Genomic DNA, 16,979 nt, shown 5'->3' on the forward strand with positions numbered 1-16,979 from the left:
ACCCGTGGGGCAGGGCGCGCCCGCCGCCTCCGACGGGCTGCCGGGGCGCGACCGTGCGCGGGCCATGCTGGTCATCATCCTCGGACTGGCCGTGGCGGTGCTGGACGGCAGCATCGTCAACCTCGCGCTGCCCGGTATCGCTCGCGAACTGAACGCGGGCGCGGCGCAGGCCATCTGGGTCGTCAACGCCTACCAGATCGCCACGCTGGTCATGCTGCTGCCGCTCGCCTCGCTGGGCGAGCGCATCGGCTACCGGCGCGTGTACCTGCTGGGCATGGCGCTGTTCGCCGTGTCGTCGCTCGGGGCCATGCTGGCCACTTCACTCCCAGCGCTGGTCGTGGCGCGCGCGGTGCAGGGACTGGGTGCGGCGGGCATCATGAGCGTGAATGCCGCGCTGGTGCGCCTGACCTATCCGCGCGCTCACCTGGGCCGGGGCATGGCCATCAACTCGCTGGTCGTGGCCACCTCGTCGATGGCCGGGCCCTCGGTGGCGGCGGCCATCCTGTCTTTCGCATCGTGGCCTTGGCTGTTCGCGCTGAACCTGCCGCTGGGCCTGTTCACGCTGTGGCTGGGGCGGCGCGCGCTGCCGTTCAATCCGCCCAGCACGCACACCGGCGCGCGGCTGACGGTGCTGGACGTCACGCTGAACATCCTCATGTTCGCGCTGATCTTCATCGGTGGCGAGCAGCTCGGCGTGCGGGGCGAGGCCTCGCGTGCGGCGGCCCCGCTGGGCTGGGCGCTGCTGCTGGCCGGCGTCGCGGTGGGCTGGGTGTATCTGCGGCGGCAGCGGCGCGTGGCCGTGCCGCTGTTTCCGGTGGACCTGCTGCGCATCCCCGTGTTCGCGCTGTCGATGGGCGCGTCGGTCGGGGCCTTCTGCGCGCAGATGCTGGCCTTTCTGTCGCTGCCGTTCCTGTTGCTGGAGGCGCAGGGCCGGTCGCACTTCGAGGCGGGCCTGCTCATCACCGCCTGGCCGCTGGCCATCGTGGTGGTGGCGCCGTTCGCGGGACGGCTCATCGGCCGCTTCGCGGATGGCCTGCTGGGTGGCGTCGGCATGGCGGTGTTCGCCTGCGGGCTGGTCGCACTGGCCGTGCTGCCGCCGCAGCCGGGCGTGTTCGACGTGGCGTGGCGCATGCTGCTGTGCGGGGCGGGCTTCGGGCTGTTCCAGTCGCCCAACAACCACACCATCGTCGCCTCGGCGCCGTTGCACCGTTCGGGCGCGGCCAGCGGCATGCTGGGCACCGCGCGTCTGACCGGGCAGACCCTGGGCGCCGTGCTGCTGGCGGGCATCTTCGCGGTCTGGGGCCAGCACGACGGGCAGGGCGAATCGGTGGCGCTGATGGCGGCGGCCGGCTGCGCGGCGTTGGCGGGCGTGTGTAGCGTGATGCGGCTGCGGCATGGCGCCACGGCGCATGCCTGAATCCGGTTTTGGCCTTTTAGGCCGCCAGCACAATCGATACTAGGGCATTGTGCTATTAAATTAATAGCATTTCGTTTGGGGCATGGTCGGTCGCTTGAGCCGTCGCGCTATTCCAGGGTCGCCACCCGCTCCGCCAGCGTGCGCAGGGTGAGGGGCGCGCACCCTTCTGCATGGTTGCTGACCGTGACGAAGGCATTCTGGCCCGCCCCTGTCACCCCCGCGATCGTGCGCGCCAGCACGTCGTGCACCTCGGGGGCCGGGTGCAGGATGCGGTCATAGGGGGCGTAGAGCTTTTCGGCGTCTTCGTACCCATAGGCGCCGTGCACCGGGTTCAGGTTCCAGCGGCACACCAGCGGCCCGGGCCACAGCCGGCGCAGCAGATGCAGTTGCTCCGCCAGCGGCGGCATCTTGGCGTGCAGCCCCACGCAATAGGTGGCGCCGGCTTCGCGCAGCACGGCGGCAAAGTGTGGCATGAACTCGGGCGACAGCCACTCGGGATCGCGCACCTCCACGGCCAGCACGCCGTCCGGCGCGGTGGGCGCCAGTGGCGGCTGCGCGAGCAGCATGGTGCGCAGGCGCTCCAGCACCTGCGGCAGCCGGTCGAGCTGCGTCAGCGGCAGCGGGCTCAACTGGAACACCAGCGCACCCACCTTGGCGCCCAGGCCTTCGAGCGCGGGCGCCACGAACTCCTGCGTCGCCAGTGCGGCATCCAGGAACGCCGGGTTGGCCTGGCGCCCGCGCCCGTCCTCGCCGCGCACCAGCGCATCGGTCACCAGGCTGGGCGCCTTCACCACGAAGCGGAAGTCATGCGGCACCTGCGAGGCGTAGCGCTCGTACTGGCTCACCGTGAGCGGCCGGTAGAAGCTGCGGTCGATGCTCACCGTGCGCATCAGCGGGTGCTGGGCATACACCGGCAGGCCGTTCTTGGAAAGCGCCTGCTCCGAATGTTCGCCTTCCCACAGCAAGCCCTTCCAGCCGGGGTAGGTCCACGACGACGTGCCCATGCGCAAGCGGGACGGCAGCCGCGCGGCCAGCGAGCGCAGGTCGTCGTCCCAGGCCGCCGGTTGCACCGTGCCGCTGCGGCGCACGGCAGGGGCCTTGGCCTCGGTGGGCTCGGCCGATGGGGCTGGGCGTCTGGCGGGCGCGCAGCGGGGGGCTCGGGGGGAGCGGGCAGGTCGCCGAAAAGATCGTCTTGCATGGAGGGCAGGGAGTCGATGAGCGGGCGCGCGGAAGGCAGGATACAAGGCAGGAATGCGCGCCCTACACCGTGTCGATGTGGGGGGCTGTGGCGCGTTCTTCCAGGGCCTGGACGGTTTCCTTTCGTTTCGGCGCCGAAGCGGCGGCAGCCGGGGCACCGCCGCCCGTCACTCGCCCGAAAACAGGCCCCCTTCGTTGAGCAGCTCATAGGCGATGTCGGGGTGCCGGTCCATGCTCTTCTTGATCGCGGCGGGAATGGCCTGCCGGGTCTTGCGGCACAGCCCCCGCTGCTCCAGCACCAGGATGGCGATGCCGCGCAGGCTGCGGACCTCGTTGGGGCTGGTGGTGATGCTCAGGCGGATGCCCAGTTGCGCTTCCAGCCGGTCCTGCATGCGGCGCAGTTCGCCCAGGCTGCCCAGGTTCTCCAGCCGGTCGATGAGCCGCTTTTCCTCCTCCCGCGTGAGGCGCAGCACGCGCAAGTCGCCGCTCGGCGCCTGCAGCAGCGCATCGCGGTCGCACACGCATGCGCCGGGCGGGCATTCGGTGCGGACCGGATAGGGGAAGGGCGTCATGGTCTTAGAAGCGCAGGCGTTGGTGGTGGCGGCGTGGCGGTGGTCTGCGCATTTTAGGGACGCCCCCCGCGCTCACTGCGCGCTGTACACCAGCCCGGGGCGCGTCCCGTCTAGGTCGTCGGTCTCGCCGTCCTGCACCGGCTCCGTGCCGAAGGTGTGCCCCAATGCCACGAAGCGGTATGCGCCCTGCGGCCGGTATAGACCTGCCAGCTGGCCCAGCCTACACGCTCAGGTACTGCGCCCACAGCCCCCGATCCGCATTGAGCGCCTCGGAATCCCCTTGCCACACCACGCGCCCGCGCTCCAGGATCACGTGCCGATCGGCCAGGCCCATGAGGCGGTGCACGTACTTGTCCACCACCAGGATGGTCTGCCCCGCGGCCTTGAGCGTGGCCAGGCACCGCCAGATTTCCTCGCGGATCACCGGGGCCAGGCCTTCGGTGGCTTCGTCCAGGATCAGCAGGCGCGGGTTGGTGGACAGCGCGCGGCCGATGGCCAGCATCTGCTGCTCGCCGCCCGACAGCTGGTGGCCCAGGTGGTGTTCGCGTTCCTGCAGGCGCGGGAACACGCCGTAGATGCGCTGCAGGTCCCAGGGCTCGCCCAGGCCGCTGCGGTGGCTGGCGAATGCCAGCAGGTGTTCGCGCACGCTGAGGTTGGGGAACACGTGGCGGCCCTCGGGCACGATGGCCAGGCCCATGCGGGCAATGGCGTCGCTCTTCATCGCCCCGATGGCCTGGCCCGCGAAGCGGATGGCGCCGGCCGTGGGGCGCAGTGCGCCCACCAGGGTCTTGATGGTGGTGCTCTTGCCCATGCCGTTGCGACCCAGCAGAGACACCACTTCGCCCGCGGCGATGTCGAGGTGGATGCCGAACAGCACCTGGCTCACGCCGTAGCCGGCCTCCAGGCCCTGGCAGCTCAGCAGGGGCTCTGCCACGGGCGCGGACCCATGGTGCATCGAAGGCGTGGGCGTGCTCATGGGGCGGCCTCCAGGGTTTCGGTGCCCAGGTACACGGCCTGCACTTCGGCGTTGCTGCGGATCTCATGGGGCGTGCCGGCCGTGAGCACCCGGCCGTACACCAGCACCGAGATGCGGTCGGCCAGGCGGAAGACGGCCTCCATGTCGTGCTCGATCAGCAGCACGGCCATGTCCCGGCGCAGGCTGTCGATCAGCTGCACCATCTGCTGCGATTCCTCCGGCCCCATGCCGGCCATGGGTTCGTCGAGCAGCAGCAGCTTGGGCGCGCAGGCCAGGGCGAGGGCCACGTCCAGCGTGCGCTGGGCGCCATGGGGCAGGGCGCCGGCGATGCCGTCCATGCGGCCCTGCAGGCCCACGCGCTCGGCCAGCCGGTCGGCGGCCTCGTACAGCCCGCGCGCCTGCGAGCGCGGCTGCAGGAAGCGAAAGCTCGATCCGCTGTGCGCCTGCACGGCCAGCAGCAGGTTGTCGCGCACGGTCTGGGCCGGGAAGATGCGCGTCACCTGAAAGCAGCGCGACAGGCCTTTGGCCACGCGGCGGTGCATGGGCAGGGCGGTGATGTCGTCACCGTCGAGCAGCACGCGGCCTGCGTCGGGCGCCAGCAGGCCCGAGATCTGGTGGACCAGCGTGGTCTTGCCCGCGCCGTTGGGGCCGATGAGGGCGTGGATCTCGCCGTGCGCCACGGTCAGGTCCACGTGGTCGGTGGCCAGCAGGCCGCCGAAGCGCTTGACCAGGCCCTGCACTTGGAACAGGCTCATCGCGCGCTCCTTGCGCGCAGGTCCGCCAGCGCGGCCAGGCCCCTGGGCGCGTACAGCGCGGTGGCGATCAGCAGCAGGCCCAGCGGCATGTGCCAGTGGTCGGTGTGGAGCTTGAGTGCCTCTTCCAGCGCCAGCCACACGGCCGCGCCCAGCGGCCCGCCCCAGCGCCGGCCCAGGCCGCCGATGACGACCATCACGATGAGCGTGGCCGACTGCGTCCAGTGCATCATGGCCGGGCTCACGAAGCTGTTGCCCGTGGCCAGCAGCGCGCCCGCCAGGCCCGCCACCGCGCCGGCCAGGGTGAAGGCGGCCAGCTGCAGCAGGTACACCGGATAGCCCAGCGCGCGCATGCGCGTCGCGTTGTCGCGGATGCCCGCCAGCGCCGCGCCGAAGCGCGAGGCCGTGGCCCGGTCCAGCCACCACAGCACCAGCGCCACCAGCGCCAGCACCACCCAGTACAGGGTGGGCTCGTGCATGGCGTCCAGGCCCAGGCCGAGCACGGGCCGCATGGGCAGGGTGTAGCCGTCGTCCCCGCCGTAGCTGCGCAGCGAGACGAACACGAAGTACAGCATCTGCGCGAAGGCCAGCGTGATCATGATGAAGTACACGCCCTGGGTGCGCAGCGAGATGGCGCCCACCAGCGCAGCCGCCAGCGCGGCCAGCACCATGGCGGCGCCCCACACCACCCAGGCCGAGGTGGCGCCCGCGTCGCTGAGCACCACCACCGTGTAGGCGCCCACGCCCATGAAGCCCGCATGCCCCAGCGCCACCATGCCGCCGAAGCCCATGATGAAGTTCAGGCTGGCGGCGGCCAGGGCCACGACCAGCACCCGGCGCACGAAGCCGATGTAAAAATCCAGCCCCAGGGCCGATGCCACCAGCGGAAACACCGCCAGCGCCGCCAGCAGGGCCAGCGGCAGCAGCGCGCCGCGCCAGCGCGCGGCGGCACGGCGCTGCGGTGGGGAAGAGGAAGTCAGGGAGGCAGCAGACATGTCGCTCAGGCCTTGGCAGAAAACAGCCCCGCGGGGCGAAAGCTCAGAACCGCCGCCATCAGTGCGTACATGGCCACCTCGGCGCACAGCGGCCCTAAGTCGGCGGCCACGGCGGGCGGCAGGGTGGCGCGCAGCAGCAGCGGCAGGAAGGCGCGGCCGATGGTGTCCACCAGGCCCACCAGCAGGGCCGCCACGAAGGCGCCGCGCACCGAGCCGATGCCGCCGATGACGATCACCACCAGCGCGGGGATCAGGATGGATTCGCCCATGCCCACCTGCACCGCCATCAGCGGCCCCATGAGGGCGCCCGCGAGGGCCGCCAGGGCGGCACCGAGCACGAAGATGCCGCAGAACACGCGCCGCACGCGCACGCCCATCAGCTCGGCCATCCAGCGGTCCGACGCGCCCGCGCGCACCAGCATGCCCACGCGGCTGTGGTTGACCAGCAGGTACAGCAGACCCGCCACCAGCACTCCCGCGCCCAGCACCACCAGGCGGTACGACGGGTAGGGCAGGCCGGCGAACAGTTCCACCGGCCCCGAGAGCCAGGCCGGCGTGGGCGCCATGACGGGGGAGGGGCCCCACACCATCTTCACGGCATCGTCCGCCACGAGGATCACGCCGAAGGTGGCCAGCACCTGGGCCAGGTGGTCGCGCCCGTAGAGGCGGCGCATCAGCGTCACCTCCAGCAGCGCCGCCACCGCCACCGTCACGGCCACGGCCACCAGCACCGCCACGGCGAACGAGCCGCTCTGCACATGCACCGTGGCCGCCACGTAGGCGCCCACCATGAACAGCGAGCCGTGCGAGAGGTTCATCACGTCCATGATCCCGAAGACCAGGGTGAGCCCCGCCGCGATCAGGAAAAGCATGAGCCCGTAGCCCGCGCCATTGAGCAGTTGTTCGAAGACGAGGATCGGATTCATGGCGTGCGCCCGGGCGCAAGGAGGTGTTCAATGTCATTTCGGTTGTTCCATGCGACGACGCGTTGCGCACGGCCCATGCCACCGGCGCGGCCCCAAGCCAGCAGCCGCCGCGCAAGGGCCGCCCCGCCGCGCCGGCGGCGTCCCCCATCCGGGGGGAAGGCGCGAAGCGACTCAGGGCGGGCTTATTTCATACCGCACTGGGCTGAGAACGCATCCCCATAGTTTTCCAGCACCGTCTTGATGGTCTTGTTGGTCACGCGGCCTTCGGCGTCCTTGCCGATGGTGCGCAGGTAGAAGTTCTGCACCGGGTAGTGGTTGTTGGCGTAGCGGAAGTTGCCGCGCACCGAAGGAAACTGCGCCTTGGCCAGCGCCTTGATCAATGCATCGCGGTCGGCCACCTTGCCGCCCACGGCCTTGACGGCCGAGTCCATGGCGGTGATCACGTCGAAGGCCTGTGCGGCGTAGATGGACGGGTAGCGCCCGCCGTACTCCTTGCGGAACGCGGCCACGAAGGCCTTGTTGGCCGGGTTGTCCAGGTCGTGCGCCCAGTGCGAGGTGTTGAACAGCCCCAGCATGGGTTCGCCCACGGCGCTGATGACGTCTTCGTCGGCCGAGAAGCCGCTGGTCACCAGCGTGATGTCCTTGGACAGGCCCGCGCCCACGAACTGCTTGATGAAGTTGATGCCCATTGCGCCGGGCAGGAAGAAGTACACGGCCTCGGGCTTGGCGGCGCGCAGTTGCGCCAGCTCGGTTGCGTAGTCGATCTGGCCGAGCTTGGTGTACATCTCGTCCACCACCGTGCCCTTGAACTTGCGCTTGAAGCCGTTGATCCCGTCCTTGCCGGCGGGGTAGTTGGGCGCGATCAGCACCATGCGCTTGAAGCCCCGGTCGGCCGCGAACTGGCCGGCGGCCTCGTGGTACTGGTCGTTTTGGTAGGCGGTGCCGAAGAAGTAGGGGTTGCACTGCGCGCCCGCCAGCTGGCTGGGGCCCGCGTTGTTCGACAGGTAGGGCACCTTGGCGGCGAACAGTGTGGGCGCCACGGCCAGCGCCACGTTGGAGGCGATGGGGCCGGTGAACAGGTCGATCTTCTCGCGTTGCACGAAGCGGTCCACCAGCTGCTTGGCCTGGTCGGGGCTGCCGGCCATGTCGGTCTGCACGAACTGCACGGGCTGGCCGCCCAGCTTGCCGCCCAGCTGCTTGATGCCCAGCGCGAAGCCGTCCCGCGCCTCGGCCCCCAGGGCGGCGAACGGGCCGGAGATGTCCAGCGCGATGCCCACCTTGATGGGGGTGGCCGGCTGCTGGGCCGCTGCCGGCAGGCCGGCGCAGGCGCCCAGGACCGCCAGGGCGGTGGCGCCGAGCCGGGTGCGAAGGGAAGTGCGGGAAATTCGTGCCATCGTCAGTCCTTCAATCGTCGATCAACCAAGGGGAAACCAGCCGGGGCCGCTGCAGGCCGTGCCGTGCGTCGCCTGGCCGTCGCGGGGCCCTGCAGCCCCACTTCGGCCCGCGTTGCCGTGCCATGCACCGGGAACGTGCGCATCGCTGGGTGCGAAGGCGCCTTGCAGGCACGGAAAGCGGATGCCCGGGCTGTCCTGATGCAAGGGGCATTCCATGCAGCGGTGGTCGCCATCGCCACCCGGTCCTGGGCGGGCGATGGGAGTGCCTGGGGATCGTACAAGCGCACCGGGCTGCCGCGCCTACAGGTCTTCCCTGGGATGGAATGTCGCCCGGTGCCGGCCGGGCCGCCACGCAAGGCACGGGGCAGGGGGCGGTGCGGACTGAAACAAGGGCCGGGAAGGCCTGTGGCACACTCGCCCGCTTTTCCAAAGCCGAGCCCTCGGGCGCGTTTTCAGCATGCAGAAGATCATCCGGCAGATTGCCGCAGAAATCCGGGTCACCGAGCAGCAGGTGGCCTCCGCCGTCGAGTTGCTCGATGGGGGCGCCACGGTGCCCTTCATCGCGCGCTACCGCAAGGAAGTGACCGGTGGGCTGGACGACATCCAGCTGCGCGAGCTGGAGGCCCGCCTGTCGTACTTGCGCGAGCTGGAAGACCGCCGCGCCGCGGTGCTCAAGGCCATCGACGAGCAGGGCAAGCTGACCGACGCGCTGCGCGCCGCCATCGCGGGTGCACCGACCAAGCAGGAGCTGGAAGACCTCTACCTGCCCTTCAAGCAAAAGCGCCGCACCAAGGGCCAGATCGCCCGCGAGTTCGGCATCGAGCCGCTGGCCGACAAGCTCTTCGCCGACCCCACGCTGGACCCGGCCGCCGAGGCCGCCGCGTTCACCCGACCCCCCGAGGTGCTGGACGATGGCAAGCCGGGTGCCGACTTTTCCACCGTGCCGGCCGTGCTCGACGGCGTGCGCGACATCCTCTCCGAGCGCTGGGCCGAAGACGCGGTGCTGGTGCAGTCGCTGCGCGAATGGCTGTGGGCCGAGGGCCTGCTGCGCAGCAAGAAGGTCGAGGGCAAGAACGAGGCCGATCCCGAGGTATCCAAGTTCCGCGACTACTTCGAGTACGACGAGCCCATCGGCCGCGTGCCCTCGCACCGCGCGCTGGCCGTGTTCCGCGGCCGGGCGCTCGAAATCCTGGAGGCCAAGCTGGTCCTGCCCGTCGAGCCAGAGCCCGGAAAGCCCAGCATCGCCGAGGGCAAGATCGCCCTGCACCTGGGCTGGAGCCATGCCGCCGCGCGGCCGACGACCTGCTGCGCAAATGCGTGGGCTGGGCCTGGCGCGTGAAGCTGAGCCTTTCCACCGAGCGCGACCTGTTCGCCCGCCTGCGCGACGAGGCCGAGAAGGTCGCCATCAAGGTTTTCGCCGACAACCTGCGCGACCTGCTGCTGGCCGCGCCCGCCGGCCCGCGCGTGGTGATGGGGCTGGACCCAGGCATCCGCACCGGCGTGAAGGTGGCGGTGGTGGATGCGACCGGCAAGCTGGTGGAGACCGCCACCGTGTTCCCGCACGAGCCGCGCCGCGACTGGGAAGGCTCGCTGCACACGCTGGCCAAGCTGGCCGAAAAGCACGGTGTGAACCTGATCGCCATCGGCAACGGCACCGCCAGCCGCGAAACCGACAAGCTGGCCGCCGACCTCATCAAACTGGCCGCCAAGGCCGAGCGCGCCATCGAGAAGGTGGTGGTGAGCGAGGCCGGCGCCTCCGTCTATTCCGCCAGCGAATACGCCTCGCAGGAAATGCCCGACGTGGACGTGAGCCTGCGCGGCGCCGCCTCCATCGCGCGGCGCCTGCAGGACCCGCTGGCCGAGCTGGTCAAGATCGACCCCAAGAGCATCGGCGTGGGCCAGTACCAGCACGACGTGAACCAGAGCGAGCTGGCCCGCACCCTGGGCACGGTGGTGGAGGACTGCGTGAACTCGGTGGGCGTGGACCTGAACACGGCCAGCGTGCCCCTGCTCAGCCGCGTGTCGGGCCTGTCGGGCAGCGTGGCCAAGGCCGTGGTGCGCTGGCGCGAGGCCAACGGCGCGTTCAAGAGCCGCCGCCAGCTCATGGAGGTGTCGGGCCTGGGCGCCAAGACCTTCGAGCAGAGCGCGGGCTTCCTGCGCATCCGCGGCGGCGAGAACCCGCTGGACATGACGGGCGTGCACCCCGAGACGTACCCCGTGGTCGAGCAGATCATGCAAAAGACCGGCAAGCCCGTGGCCGAGATCATGGGCCGCGCCGACATGCTCAAGACGCTCAAGCCCGAGCTGTTCGCCAACGAGAAGTTCGGCGTCATCACGGTCAAGGACATCCTGGGCGAGCTGGAGAAGCCCGGCCGCGACCCGCGCCCGGACTTCAAGGTGGCGCGCTTCAACGACGGCGTGGAAGACATCAAAGACCTGAAGGAAGGCATGGTGCTGGAGGGCACGGTGAGCAACGTGGCGCAGTTCGGCGCCTTCATCGACCTGGGCGTGCACCAGGACGGCCTGGTGCACGTGAGCCAGCTGAGCCACAAGTTCGTGAACGATGCGCGCGAGGTGGTCAAGACCGGCGACATCGTGAAGGTGAAGATCATGGAGGTGGACGTGGAGCGCAAGCGCATCGGCCTGTCCATGAAGCTCGATGCAGCGCCCCCGCGCAGCGGCGGCGACCGGGGTGCGCCCCGCGACAACCGGTTCGAAGGGGCGGGGCGGGGCCAGCATGCGGCACCGCGCCGCAGCAACGAGCCCGCCCCCCCGTCGGCTATGGCCTCGGCCTTCGCCAAGCTGCAAGGTAATAAGCGGTAAAAGTTGCGTGGATAATCGCCGGAACCTTACTTCCGGCCGTTCCATGGAGCTCATCGCCCTGCTGGGGATTCCCGTCGCGCTGCCGAGCGTGCCGCGCGCGGTGGCGCTGCTGATGAACGAGCTGGCGGCGCCCGAGCCCAACCTGCGCCGCGTCACCCAGCTCTTCGGCACCGACCCGGCCATGGCCGCGCGGCTGCTGGAAGAGGCCAACTCCCCCACGTTCCAGGCCCAGCAGCAGATCAGCGGCATTCCCGAGGCGCTGTCGCTGCTGGGCGTGCAGCAACTGCGCACGCTGGTGGCGTCCGCGCCGCTGGGCACGACCTCGCGGTCGGTGCCGGGCGTTAACCTGCAGCAGTTCTGGCGCTACAGCCTGCACACCGCCAAGCTGGCGCGGTCGCTGGCCGGCAGCGTGCACCACAACCAGATCGCGGCATACACCGCGGGCCTGCTCCACGGCGTGGGCGAGTTGCTGCTGCACCTGGGCAACCCGGACCGCGTGCAGGCCATCAACCGGCTGGTCGGCCCCTTCGATCCGCGCCGCTCCAAGCTGGAGCAGCGGCTGCTGGGCTACTGCTATTCGCAGGTGAGCGCCGGCATGGCGCGCCGCTGGCAGTTGCCGCAGGTGGTGGTGGATGCCTTGCAGTACCAGAGCGCGCCGTTCGAGAACAGCGTGTACGAGCCCCTGGCCGGCGTGCTGCACCTGGCCGCCTGGCGCGTGCGGGCCCGCGAGGCGGCGCTGGGCGAGAAGGAACTGGCGGTGTCCTTTCCCGGCGAGGTCGGGCTGGCGCTGGGGCTCGATATCGACATGGTGCTACAGCAGGACCCGATCGACTGGACCGTGCGCCCCGACCCGGGCGACTACGTGTGAGCGCCGCGGCGCGCCGGTGCCCCGGCCGATGAAGGCGCTGCGCATCCACGCGGGGCCGCTGGCGCGGGCGCACATCGCCCGGCACGGCCTGCAGCCCGCCGACATCGGCGTGATACCTGCCGCCGCTGGCGGCCCCAAGGGGCTGGTCCTCGGGCCGCTGGACCGCTTCGTGTTCGGGCACTGGCTGCAGGGCTCCACCCAGCCGGTGCATCTGGTGGGCGCCTCGATCGGCGCCTGGCGCATGGCCACGGCCTGCCTGGACTCGCCCGTGGCCGCGCTGGAGCGGCTGGAGCACGCCTACATCCACCAGCACTACGCACCGCCACCCGGCCGCCAGCGCCCCACGGCCGCGCAGGTGAGCGCGCAGTTCGGGCAGGGGCTGCGCGACTTCTACGGTGCGCAGGTGGGGCCGTTGCTCGCGCACCCGCGCTGGCGGCTGCACATCGTGACGTCGCGGGGGCGGCACCTGCTCTCGCGCGAACGCCGGCTGGCCACGCCGCTCGGCTACCTGGGCGCGTTCGCCGCCAACGCGGTGCACCGCCGCGCGCTGGGGTGGTGGCTGGAGCGGGTGGTGTTCTCCGGTCCGGCTGGCGATGCCCCCGGCGCCGCCATGGCGCCGCTGCCGTTCGGCACCACCGACTACCCCACGCGGCAGGTGGCGCTGACCGGGGCCAACTTTTTGCCGGCGCTGCAGGCCAGTTGCTCCATCCCCTTCGTGCTGCAGGCGGTGCACGACATTCCGGGCGCGCCGGCCGGTGCCTACTGGGACGGTGGCCTGACCGACTACCACCTGCATCTGCGCTACCGGCCGCTGGCGGACATCGAGCAGACGGGCGCTATAAAAAATATAGCAATATGCCCTAGTGTTGATTGTGCTGGAGGCCAAAAACGTTCAGATTCCCCTGGCGCCCTGGTGCTGTACCCGCACTTCCAGCAGAGCGTGGTGCCCGGCTGGCTGGACAAGGGCCTGCGCTGGCGCCACCGCGCCACGCCCGCGCTGGACCGCATGGTGGTGCTGTCGCCGCACCCCGACTGGGTGCGCACGCTGCCGAACGCCAAGCTGCCCGATCGCAACGATTTTCTGCACTACGGCAGCGACCTGACCGCCCGTGTGCGCGCCTGGAGCGCGGCCACGTCGGCCAGCCGCCAGCTGGCCGACGAGTTCGCCGAATGGCTGCGCCGGCCCGACCCGGCGGCGGTCCTGCCGCTTTGAGGGCGGGCCGCCGCGGCCGCAACGCTCACATCGATTCGGCGAGCATCGCCCGGTAGTCGTCCACGCTCGCCTCGCGCGGGTTGGTCTTGTGGCAGTGGTCGGCCATGGCGCCTTCGATCACGTCGCCGAACAGCGCCTCGGTCACGCCCATCGCGGCCAGGCCCGTGGGCAGCCCCAGCCGCGCGCTCATGTCGCGGATGGCCTCGGGGATGTCGCCCGCGGACGCCAGCCCCATGGCGTGGGCCATGCGCTCCAGGCGCCGGTCTTTCTGCACGGCGGGGGCCTGCGCGTTGAAGCGCACCACGGCGGGCAGGAACACCGCGTTCAGCGTGCCGTGGTGCAGCCGCGGGTTCACGCCGCCCAGGCTGTGGCTCAGCGAATGCACGCAGCCCAGCCCTTTCTGGAATGCCATCGCGCCCTGCATGCTCGCGCTCATCATGTTCAGGCGGGCCTCGCGGTCGCTGCCGTCGCGCGTGGCGCGTTCGATGTGCGCCCAGCCGCGCGTGAGGCCTTCCAGCGCGATGCCGTCGGCCGGTGGGTTGAAGGCCGAGGACATGAAGGTCTCCATGCAGTGCGCGATCGCGTCCATGCCGGTGGCGGCCGTCAGCGCGGGCGGCAGGCCCAGGGTCAGGCCCGGGTCGCAGATGGCCGTCTTGGGCACCAGGTGCCACGAGTGAAAGCCCAGCTTGCGGTGGTCGTCCACGATGATGATCGCGCCGCGCGCCACCTCGCTGCCGGTGCCGGCGGTGGTGGGCACGGCAATCAGCGGCACGGCGCGCTCGGTGATGCGCGGCGAGCCGCCCTCGATGGTGGCGTAGTGTGTGAGCGGCCCTTCGTGCGTGGCCGCGATGGCGATGCCCTTGGCGCAGTCGATGGCCGAGCCGCCGCCCACCGCGATGAGACCGTCGCAACCGTGGTCGCGGTACACCTGCACGGCGGCGCGCACGGCCGCTTCGGTGGGGTTGGAAGGCGTCTGGTCGAACACGGCCACGGGCACGCCGGCCAGTGCATCCAGCGCGTGCTGCAGCACGCCGGCGGCTTTCACGCCGGGGTCGGTCACCACGAGCGGGCGCGTGATGCCCACGCGGTTGCACTCCTGTTTCAGGAGCTGGATGGCGCCGAATTCGAACTGGATCTGGGTGACGTAGTAGATGAAGGCCATGGTGGATTGCGAGGATGCGCCCAGGGCGCGGTTGTGGTTAGCATGCCGGCCAGCCAATCTACAACCGGGAGCCTTCCATGGCCATGCAGCAAACCCTCATCGCCGCCGTGCTGGCGGTCGCCTGTGCGACAACCGCCCAGGCCGAATGCCTGAGCGACGTCCAGGTGGCCGAACTGGCCGCCCATTACTCGGGCAGGACGCCCGCCGCCAACCTGCCGCCCCTGAGCGATGCCGATGCCGCCTGCACGCGCGCCAAGTTCAATGCCTTGCTGGCACACCGCCTGGGCCGGGTGGTGGGCTACAAGGCGGGGCTGACCAACCCCGCAGTGCAAAAGCGCTTCGGCACCGACAAGCCGGTGTGGGGCAAGCTGTACGAAGGCATGGTGCTGCGCGACGGCGCCGTGGTGGATGCGGCGTTCAGCGCCCGCCCGCTGTTCGAGGCCGACATGCTGGTGCGCGTCAAGAGCGCCGCCATCAACCATGCGCGCACGCCGATGGAGGTGCTGGAGCACATCGACCAGGTCATCCCTTTCATCGAGCTGCCCGACCTGCTGGTGCAGGCACCGCCCCAGCTCAACGGGGCCGGCGTGGCAGCCATCAACGTGGGGGCGCGGCTGGGCGTGGCTGGCGCCCCCATTGCCGTGCCGCGTCTGCGCGCGGAGCGCTATGCGATGGTGGACGCGCTCCAGAACATGGCGGTGACGCTCACCGATGGCCAGGGCGCGCGGCTGGGCGGCGGCAGGGGCAGCGACATCCTGGGCCACCCGCTCAACGCCGTCGTCTGGCTGGCCGAGGCGCTGGCCAAGGAGGACATCACCCTGCAGCCGGGCGATCTCGTGAGCCTGGGGTCGTTCTCCGCGCTGCTGCCGCCGCGGCCGGGGCTGGAGGTCACCGCCACGTTCGACGGGCTGCCGGGCGCGGCGCCGGTGCGCGTGACGTTCCGGTGATGCGCTGCCGTTGAGCGAGGGCGGGAACGCCGGCCGGGGCGAATAACCCGGCCCCGCCTGCCCCCGGCCGAGTTGCGGGATGATCGGGTCCTTGTCCTTTTGGCCCTTTTTCCGCCATCCCATGGGGTGGCCCGCGACCGTGACACCTTCCGCCCCATCTACCGCCCGGCTCACCCCGCAGATGCGCAGCGTCATCGACCGCATGGAGCGCGCCGGCCGGCCGCCCCTGCACACGCTGCCCCCCGCCGAGGCCCGCGCCGCCTACGAAGCCGGTGCCGGCGTGCTCGAAGTGCCCAAGGCCGCCCTCGAGCGCGTGGAAGACCTGCACATCCCCGCCCGTGACGGCCATGCCTTGCCGGCCCGCCTGTATGCCCCCACGCGCGGCGCGCCGCTGCCGGTGCTGCTGTACCTGCACGGTGGCGGCTTCACCATCGGCAGCGTGGCCACGCACGACGTGCTGTGCCGGGAGCTTTCGCGCCTGGCGGGCTGCATGGTGGTGTCGCTGGACTACCGGCTGGCGCCGGAGCACCGGTTTCCCACGGCCTCCAACGATGCGTGGGATGCGCTGGCCTGGCTCGCGGCGCAGGCCCATGCACTGGGCGCCGACCCGGCGCGCATCGCCGTCGGGGGCGACAGCGCGGGCGGCACGCTGTCGGCCGTCAATGCCATCCTGGCGCGCGATGCCGGCCTGCCGCTTGCGCTGCAGTTGCTGTTCTACCCCGGCTGCACTGCCCACCAGGACACGCCCTCGCATGCTGCATTCGCCTACGGCCTGGTCCTGGAGGAGCCCGCGATCACCTGGTTCTTCGGCCACTACGTGCGTGGGCCCGCGGACCGCGACGACTGGCGCTTCGCCCCGCTGAACGCGCCCGACGTTGACGGCGTGGCGCCGGCCTGGATCGGGCTGGCCGAATGCGATCCGCTGGTGGACGAAGGCGTGGCGTATGCCGACAAGCTGCGCGCCGCCGGTGTGGCGGTCGATCTGGAGATCTACCGAGGCGTGACGCACGAGTTCATCAAGATGGGCCGCGCGATCCCGGAAGCCCGCCAGGCGCATGCGGATGCGGCGCGGGCGCTGCGCACGGCGTTCGGGCTGGCCTGAGCGGGGCTGACCGTGCCGGCTCAGCGCTTCCTGCAGGAGGCGGTGATCAGCTTGCGCGCCGGCTCGCCGGGGATGCCGGCGAAGGACACCGGCGCCTCGTCTTCCTTGAATTCCTCGCGCGCGGTCACGGGGCCCTGCCACACGGGCTCGGCGTAGTAGTTCAGGGCCAGGTACCACCCCTTTTGCGTGCCGCAGTCGATCACGGCCACGCCCTTGAACGAGCGGTAGGGGTGCTTGCGGTAGCTGGAGCGCTGGGTGCTGCGCGACACGCGCACTTCCATGGTGAACTGGTTCTGCCAGGGAATCTGCGTGGGGTTGATCTGCACCAGGTCGCCGGTCTTGTCTTCCGGAAAGCCCTGGATCGTGAGCCATTGTTCGTCGGTTTGCGCGTGTGCCTGTGCTGTCAGGAGCAGGGCCACTAACAGAGCAGGGCGAAGGGGGGACACGGGGCCTCCAAGGATGGGGTGCAAATGGTGCAGCGGCTAATCTTATGCGATCTGCGCCGCCTCGGATTGACGTAAATCAAGGCGGCAAAGCCGCATCAGGGTAATCCTGCGAAGGGGCGCGCTGCTGCGCTCCCTAAAATCGGTTGCACTGCAAACGATCAAAATCATGGGTGCCCCGCACCCCAGGAG

General features: G+C 70.5%; 14 protein-coding genes and 1 pseudogene. 6 read left to right on the forward strand and 9 right to left on the reverse strand.

Annotated elements, in window-relative coordinates; translation table 11 throughout:
* Positions 1-4: 4 nt before the first annotated feature.
* Positions 5-1,417, forward strand: coding sequence for an MFS transporter (locus AC27IO_RS03390; protein WP_498737350.1), 1,413 nt, complete (start codon positions 5-7; stop codon positions 1,415-1,417).
* 107 nt (positions 1,418-1,524) lie between these two features.
* Here AC27IO_RS03390 and AC27IO_RS03395 read toward each other — a convergent pair whose 3' ends face one another.
* The 7 genes from AC27IO_RS03395 to AC27IO_RS03425 form a co-directional block, all read right to left on the reverse strand.
* Positions 1,525-2,505 (reverse strand): DUF72 domain-containing protein, encoded by a 981-nt coding sequence (locus AC27IO_RS03395; RefSeq protein ID WP_498737301.1) that lies wholly within the window; start codon positions 2,503-2,505, stop codon positions 1,525-1,527.
* Between the two features lie 276 nt (positions 2,506-2,781).
* Positions 2,782-3,186: a hypothetical protein gene (locus tag AC27IO_RS03400; protein WP_284426305.1), complete on the reverse strand. Its 405-nt coding sequence runs from the start codon at positions 3,184-3,186 to the stop codon at positions 2,782-2,784.
* Between the two features lie 220 nt (positions 3,187-3,406).
* Positions 3,407-4,162 carry an ABC transporter ATP-binding protein gene (locus AC27IO_RS03405; protein WP_498737304.1) on the reverse strand — a complete coding sequence of 252 codons (756 nt, stop codon included), beginning with the start codon at positions 4,160-4,162 and terminating at the stop codon, positions 3,407-3,409.
* A complete protein-coding gene (locus AC27IO_RS03410) occupies positions 4,159-4,917 on the reverse strand; it encodes an ABC transporter ATP-binding protein (protein WP_498737306.1) in 759 nt (252 codons plus the stop codon). Before AC27IO_RS03410 ends, AC27IO_RS03405 begins: the two co-directional genes overlap by 4 nt.
* A complete protein-coding gene (locus AC27IO_RS03415; RefSeq protein ID WP_284430730.1) occupies positions 4,914-5,909 on the reverse strand; it encodes a branched-chain amino acid ABC transporter permease in 996 nt (331 codons plus the stop codon). The genes AC27IO_RS03410 and AC27IO_RS03415 overlap by 4 nt, the downstream gene beginning before the upstream one ends.
* 5 nt (positions 5,910-5,914) lie before the next feature.
* Positions 5,915-6,835, reverse strand: a complete 921-nt coding sequence (locus AC27IO_RS03420) for a branched-chain amino acid ABC transporter permease (protein WP_284398629.1) — start codon at positions 6,833-6,835, stop codon at positions 5,915-5,917.
* 182 nt (positions 6,836-7,017) lie between these two features.
* The gene (locus AC27IO_RS03425) at positions 7,018-8,229 is read right to left on the reverse strand and encodes an ABC transporter substrate-binding protein (protein ID WP_498737309.1); all 1,212 of its coding nucleotides are present in this window, start codon (positions 8,227-8,229) and stop codon (positions 7,018-7,020) included.
* Between the two features lie 457 nt (positions 8,230-8,686).
* On the opposite strand from AC27IO_RS03425, the pseudogene AC27IO_RS03430 reads away from it, so the two are divergent.
* The 3 genes and pseudogenes from AC27IO_RS03430 to AC27IO_RS03440 all read left to right on the forward strand — a co-directional run bounded on the left by AC27IO_RS03430 (position 8,687) and on the right by AC27IO_RS03440 (position 13,133).
* Positions 8,687-11,052, forward strand: a pseudogene (locus AC27IO_RS03430) (Tex family protein).
* Positions 11,053-11,095: 43 nt separating this feature from the next.
* Entirely contained in the window at positions 11,096-11,920 is an 825-nt protein-coding gene (locus AC27IO_RS03435; protein WP_272568586.1) for an HDOD domain-containing protein, read from the forward strand.
* Positions 11,921-11,948: 28 nt separating this feature from the next.
* Positions 11,949-13,133: a phospholipase gene (locus tag AC27IO_RS03440; protein WP_498737312.1), complete on the forward strand. Its 1,185-nt coding sequence runs from the start codon at positions 11,949-11,951 to the stop codon at positions 13,131-13,133.
* Positions 13,134-13,158: 25 nt separating this feature from the next.
* Here the strand turns inward: AC27IO_RS03440 and gbd are convergent, their stop codons facing one another.
* Positions 13,159-14,295 carry a 4-hydroxybutyrate dehydrogenase gene (gbd, locus tag AC27IO_RS03445; protein ID WP_498737314.1) on the reverse strand — a complete coding sequence of 379 codons (1,137 nt, stop codon included), beginning with the start codon at positions 14,293-14,295 and terminating at the stop codon, positions 13,159-13,161.
* Between the two features lie 77 nt (positions 14,296-14,372).
* On the opposite strand from gbd, the gene AC27IO_RS03450 reads away from it, so the two are divergent.
* Complete coding sequence (locus AC27IO_RS03450; protein WP_498737316.1) at positions 14,373-15,242, forward strand: 2-keto-4-pentenoate hydratase; 870 nt, start codon at positions 14,373-14,375, stop codon at positions 15,240-15,242.
* Between the two features lie 181 nt (positions 15,243-15,423).
* Positions 15,424-16,344 carry an alpha/beta hydrolase gene (locus tag AC27IO_RS03455; protein ID WP_498737352.1) on the forward strand — a complete coding sequence of 307 codons (921 nt, stop codon included), beginning with the start codon at positions 15,424-15,426 and terminating at the stop codon, positions 16,342-16,344.
* A 20-nt stretch (positions 16,345-16,364) separates the two neighbouring features.
* Here AC27IO_RS03455 and AC27IO_RS03460 read toward each other — a convergent pair whose 3' ends face one another.
* Positions 16,365-16,790, reverse strand: a complete 426-nt coding sequence (locus AC27IO_RS03460; RefSeq protein ID WP_498737318.1) for a surface-adhesin E family protein — start codon at positions 16,788-16,790, stop codon at positions 16,365-16,367.
* Between the last annotated feature and the right edge of the window lie 189 nt (positions 16,791-16,979).

This window comes from Acidovorax sp. KNOB132, from assembly GCF_057541515.1.

Bases quoted from the DNA above. Each gene is read 5' to 3' on its own strand.
- AC27IO_RS03455 (WP_498737352.1), top strand. From the start codon at position 15,424: ATGCGCAGCGTCATCGACCGCATGGAGCGCGCCGGCCGGCCGCCCCTG.
- AC27IO_RS03410 (WP_498737306.1), bottom strand. From the start codon at position 4,917: ATGAGCCTGTTCCAAGTGCAGGGCCTGGTCAAGCGCTTCGGCGGCCTG.
- AC27IO_RS03405 (WP_498737304.1), bottom strand. From the start codon at position 4,162: ATGAGCACGCCCACGCCTTCGATGCACCATGGGTCCGCGCCCGTGGCA.
- AC27IO_RS03450 (WP_498737316.1), top strand. From the start codon at position 14,373: ATGGCCATGCAGCAAACCCTCATCGCCGCCGTGCTGGCGGTCGCCTGT.
- AC27IO_RS03420 (WP_284398629.1), bottom strand. From the start codon at position 6,835: ATGAATCCGATCCTCGTCTTCGAACAACTGCTCAATGGCGCGGGCTAC.
- gbd (WP_498737314.1), bottom strand. From the start codon at position 14,295: ATGGCCTTCATCTACTACGTCACCCAGATCCAGTTCGAATTCGGCGCC.
- AC27IO_RS03400 (WP_284426305.1), bottom strand. From the start codon at position 3,186: ATGACGCCCTTCCCCTATCCGGTCCGCACCGAATGCCCGCCCGGCGCA.
- AC27IO_RS03425 (WP_498737309.1), bottom strand. From the start codon at position 8,229: ATGGCACGAATTTCCCGCACTTCCCTTCGCACCCGGCTCGGCGCCACC.
- AC27IO_RS03440 (WP_498737312.1), top strand. From the start codon at position 11,949: ATGAAGGCGCTGCGCATCCACGCGGGGCCGCTGGCGCGGGCGCACATC.
- AC27IO_RS03435 (WP_272568586.1), top strand. From the start codon at position 11,096: ATGGAGCTCATCGCCCTGCTGGGGATTCCCGTCGCGCTGCCGAGCGTG.
- AC27IO_RS03415 (WP_284430730.1), bottom strand. From the start codon at position 5,909: ATGTCTGCTGCCTCCCTGACTTCCTCTTCCCCACCGCAGCGCCGTGCC.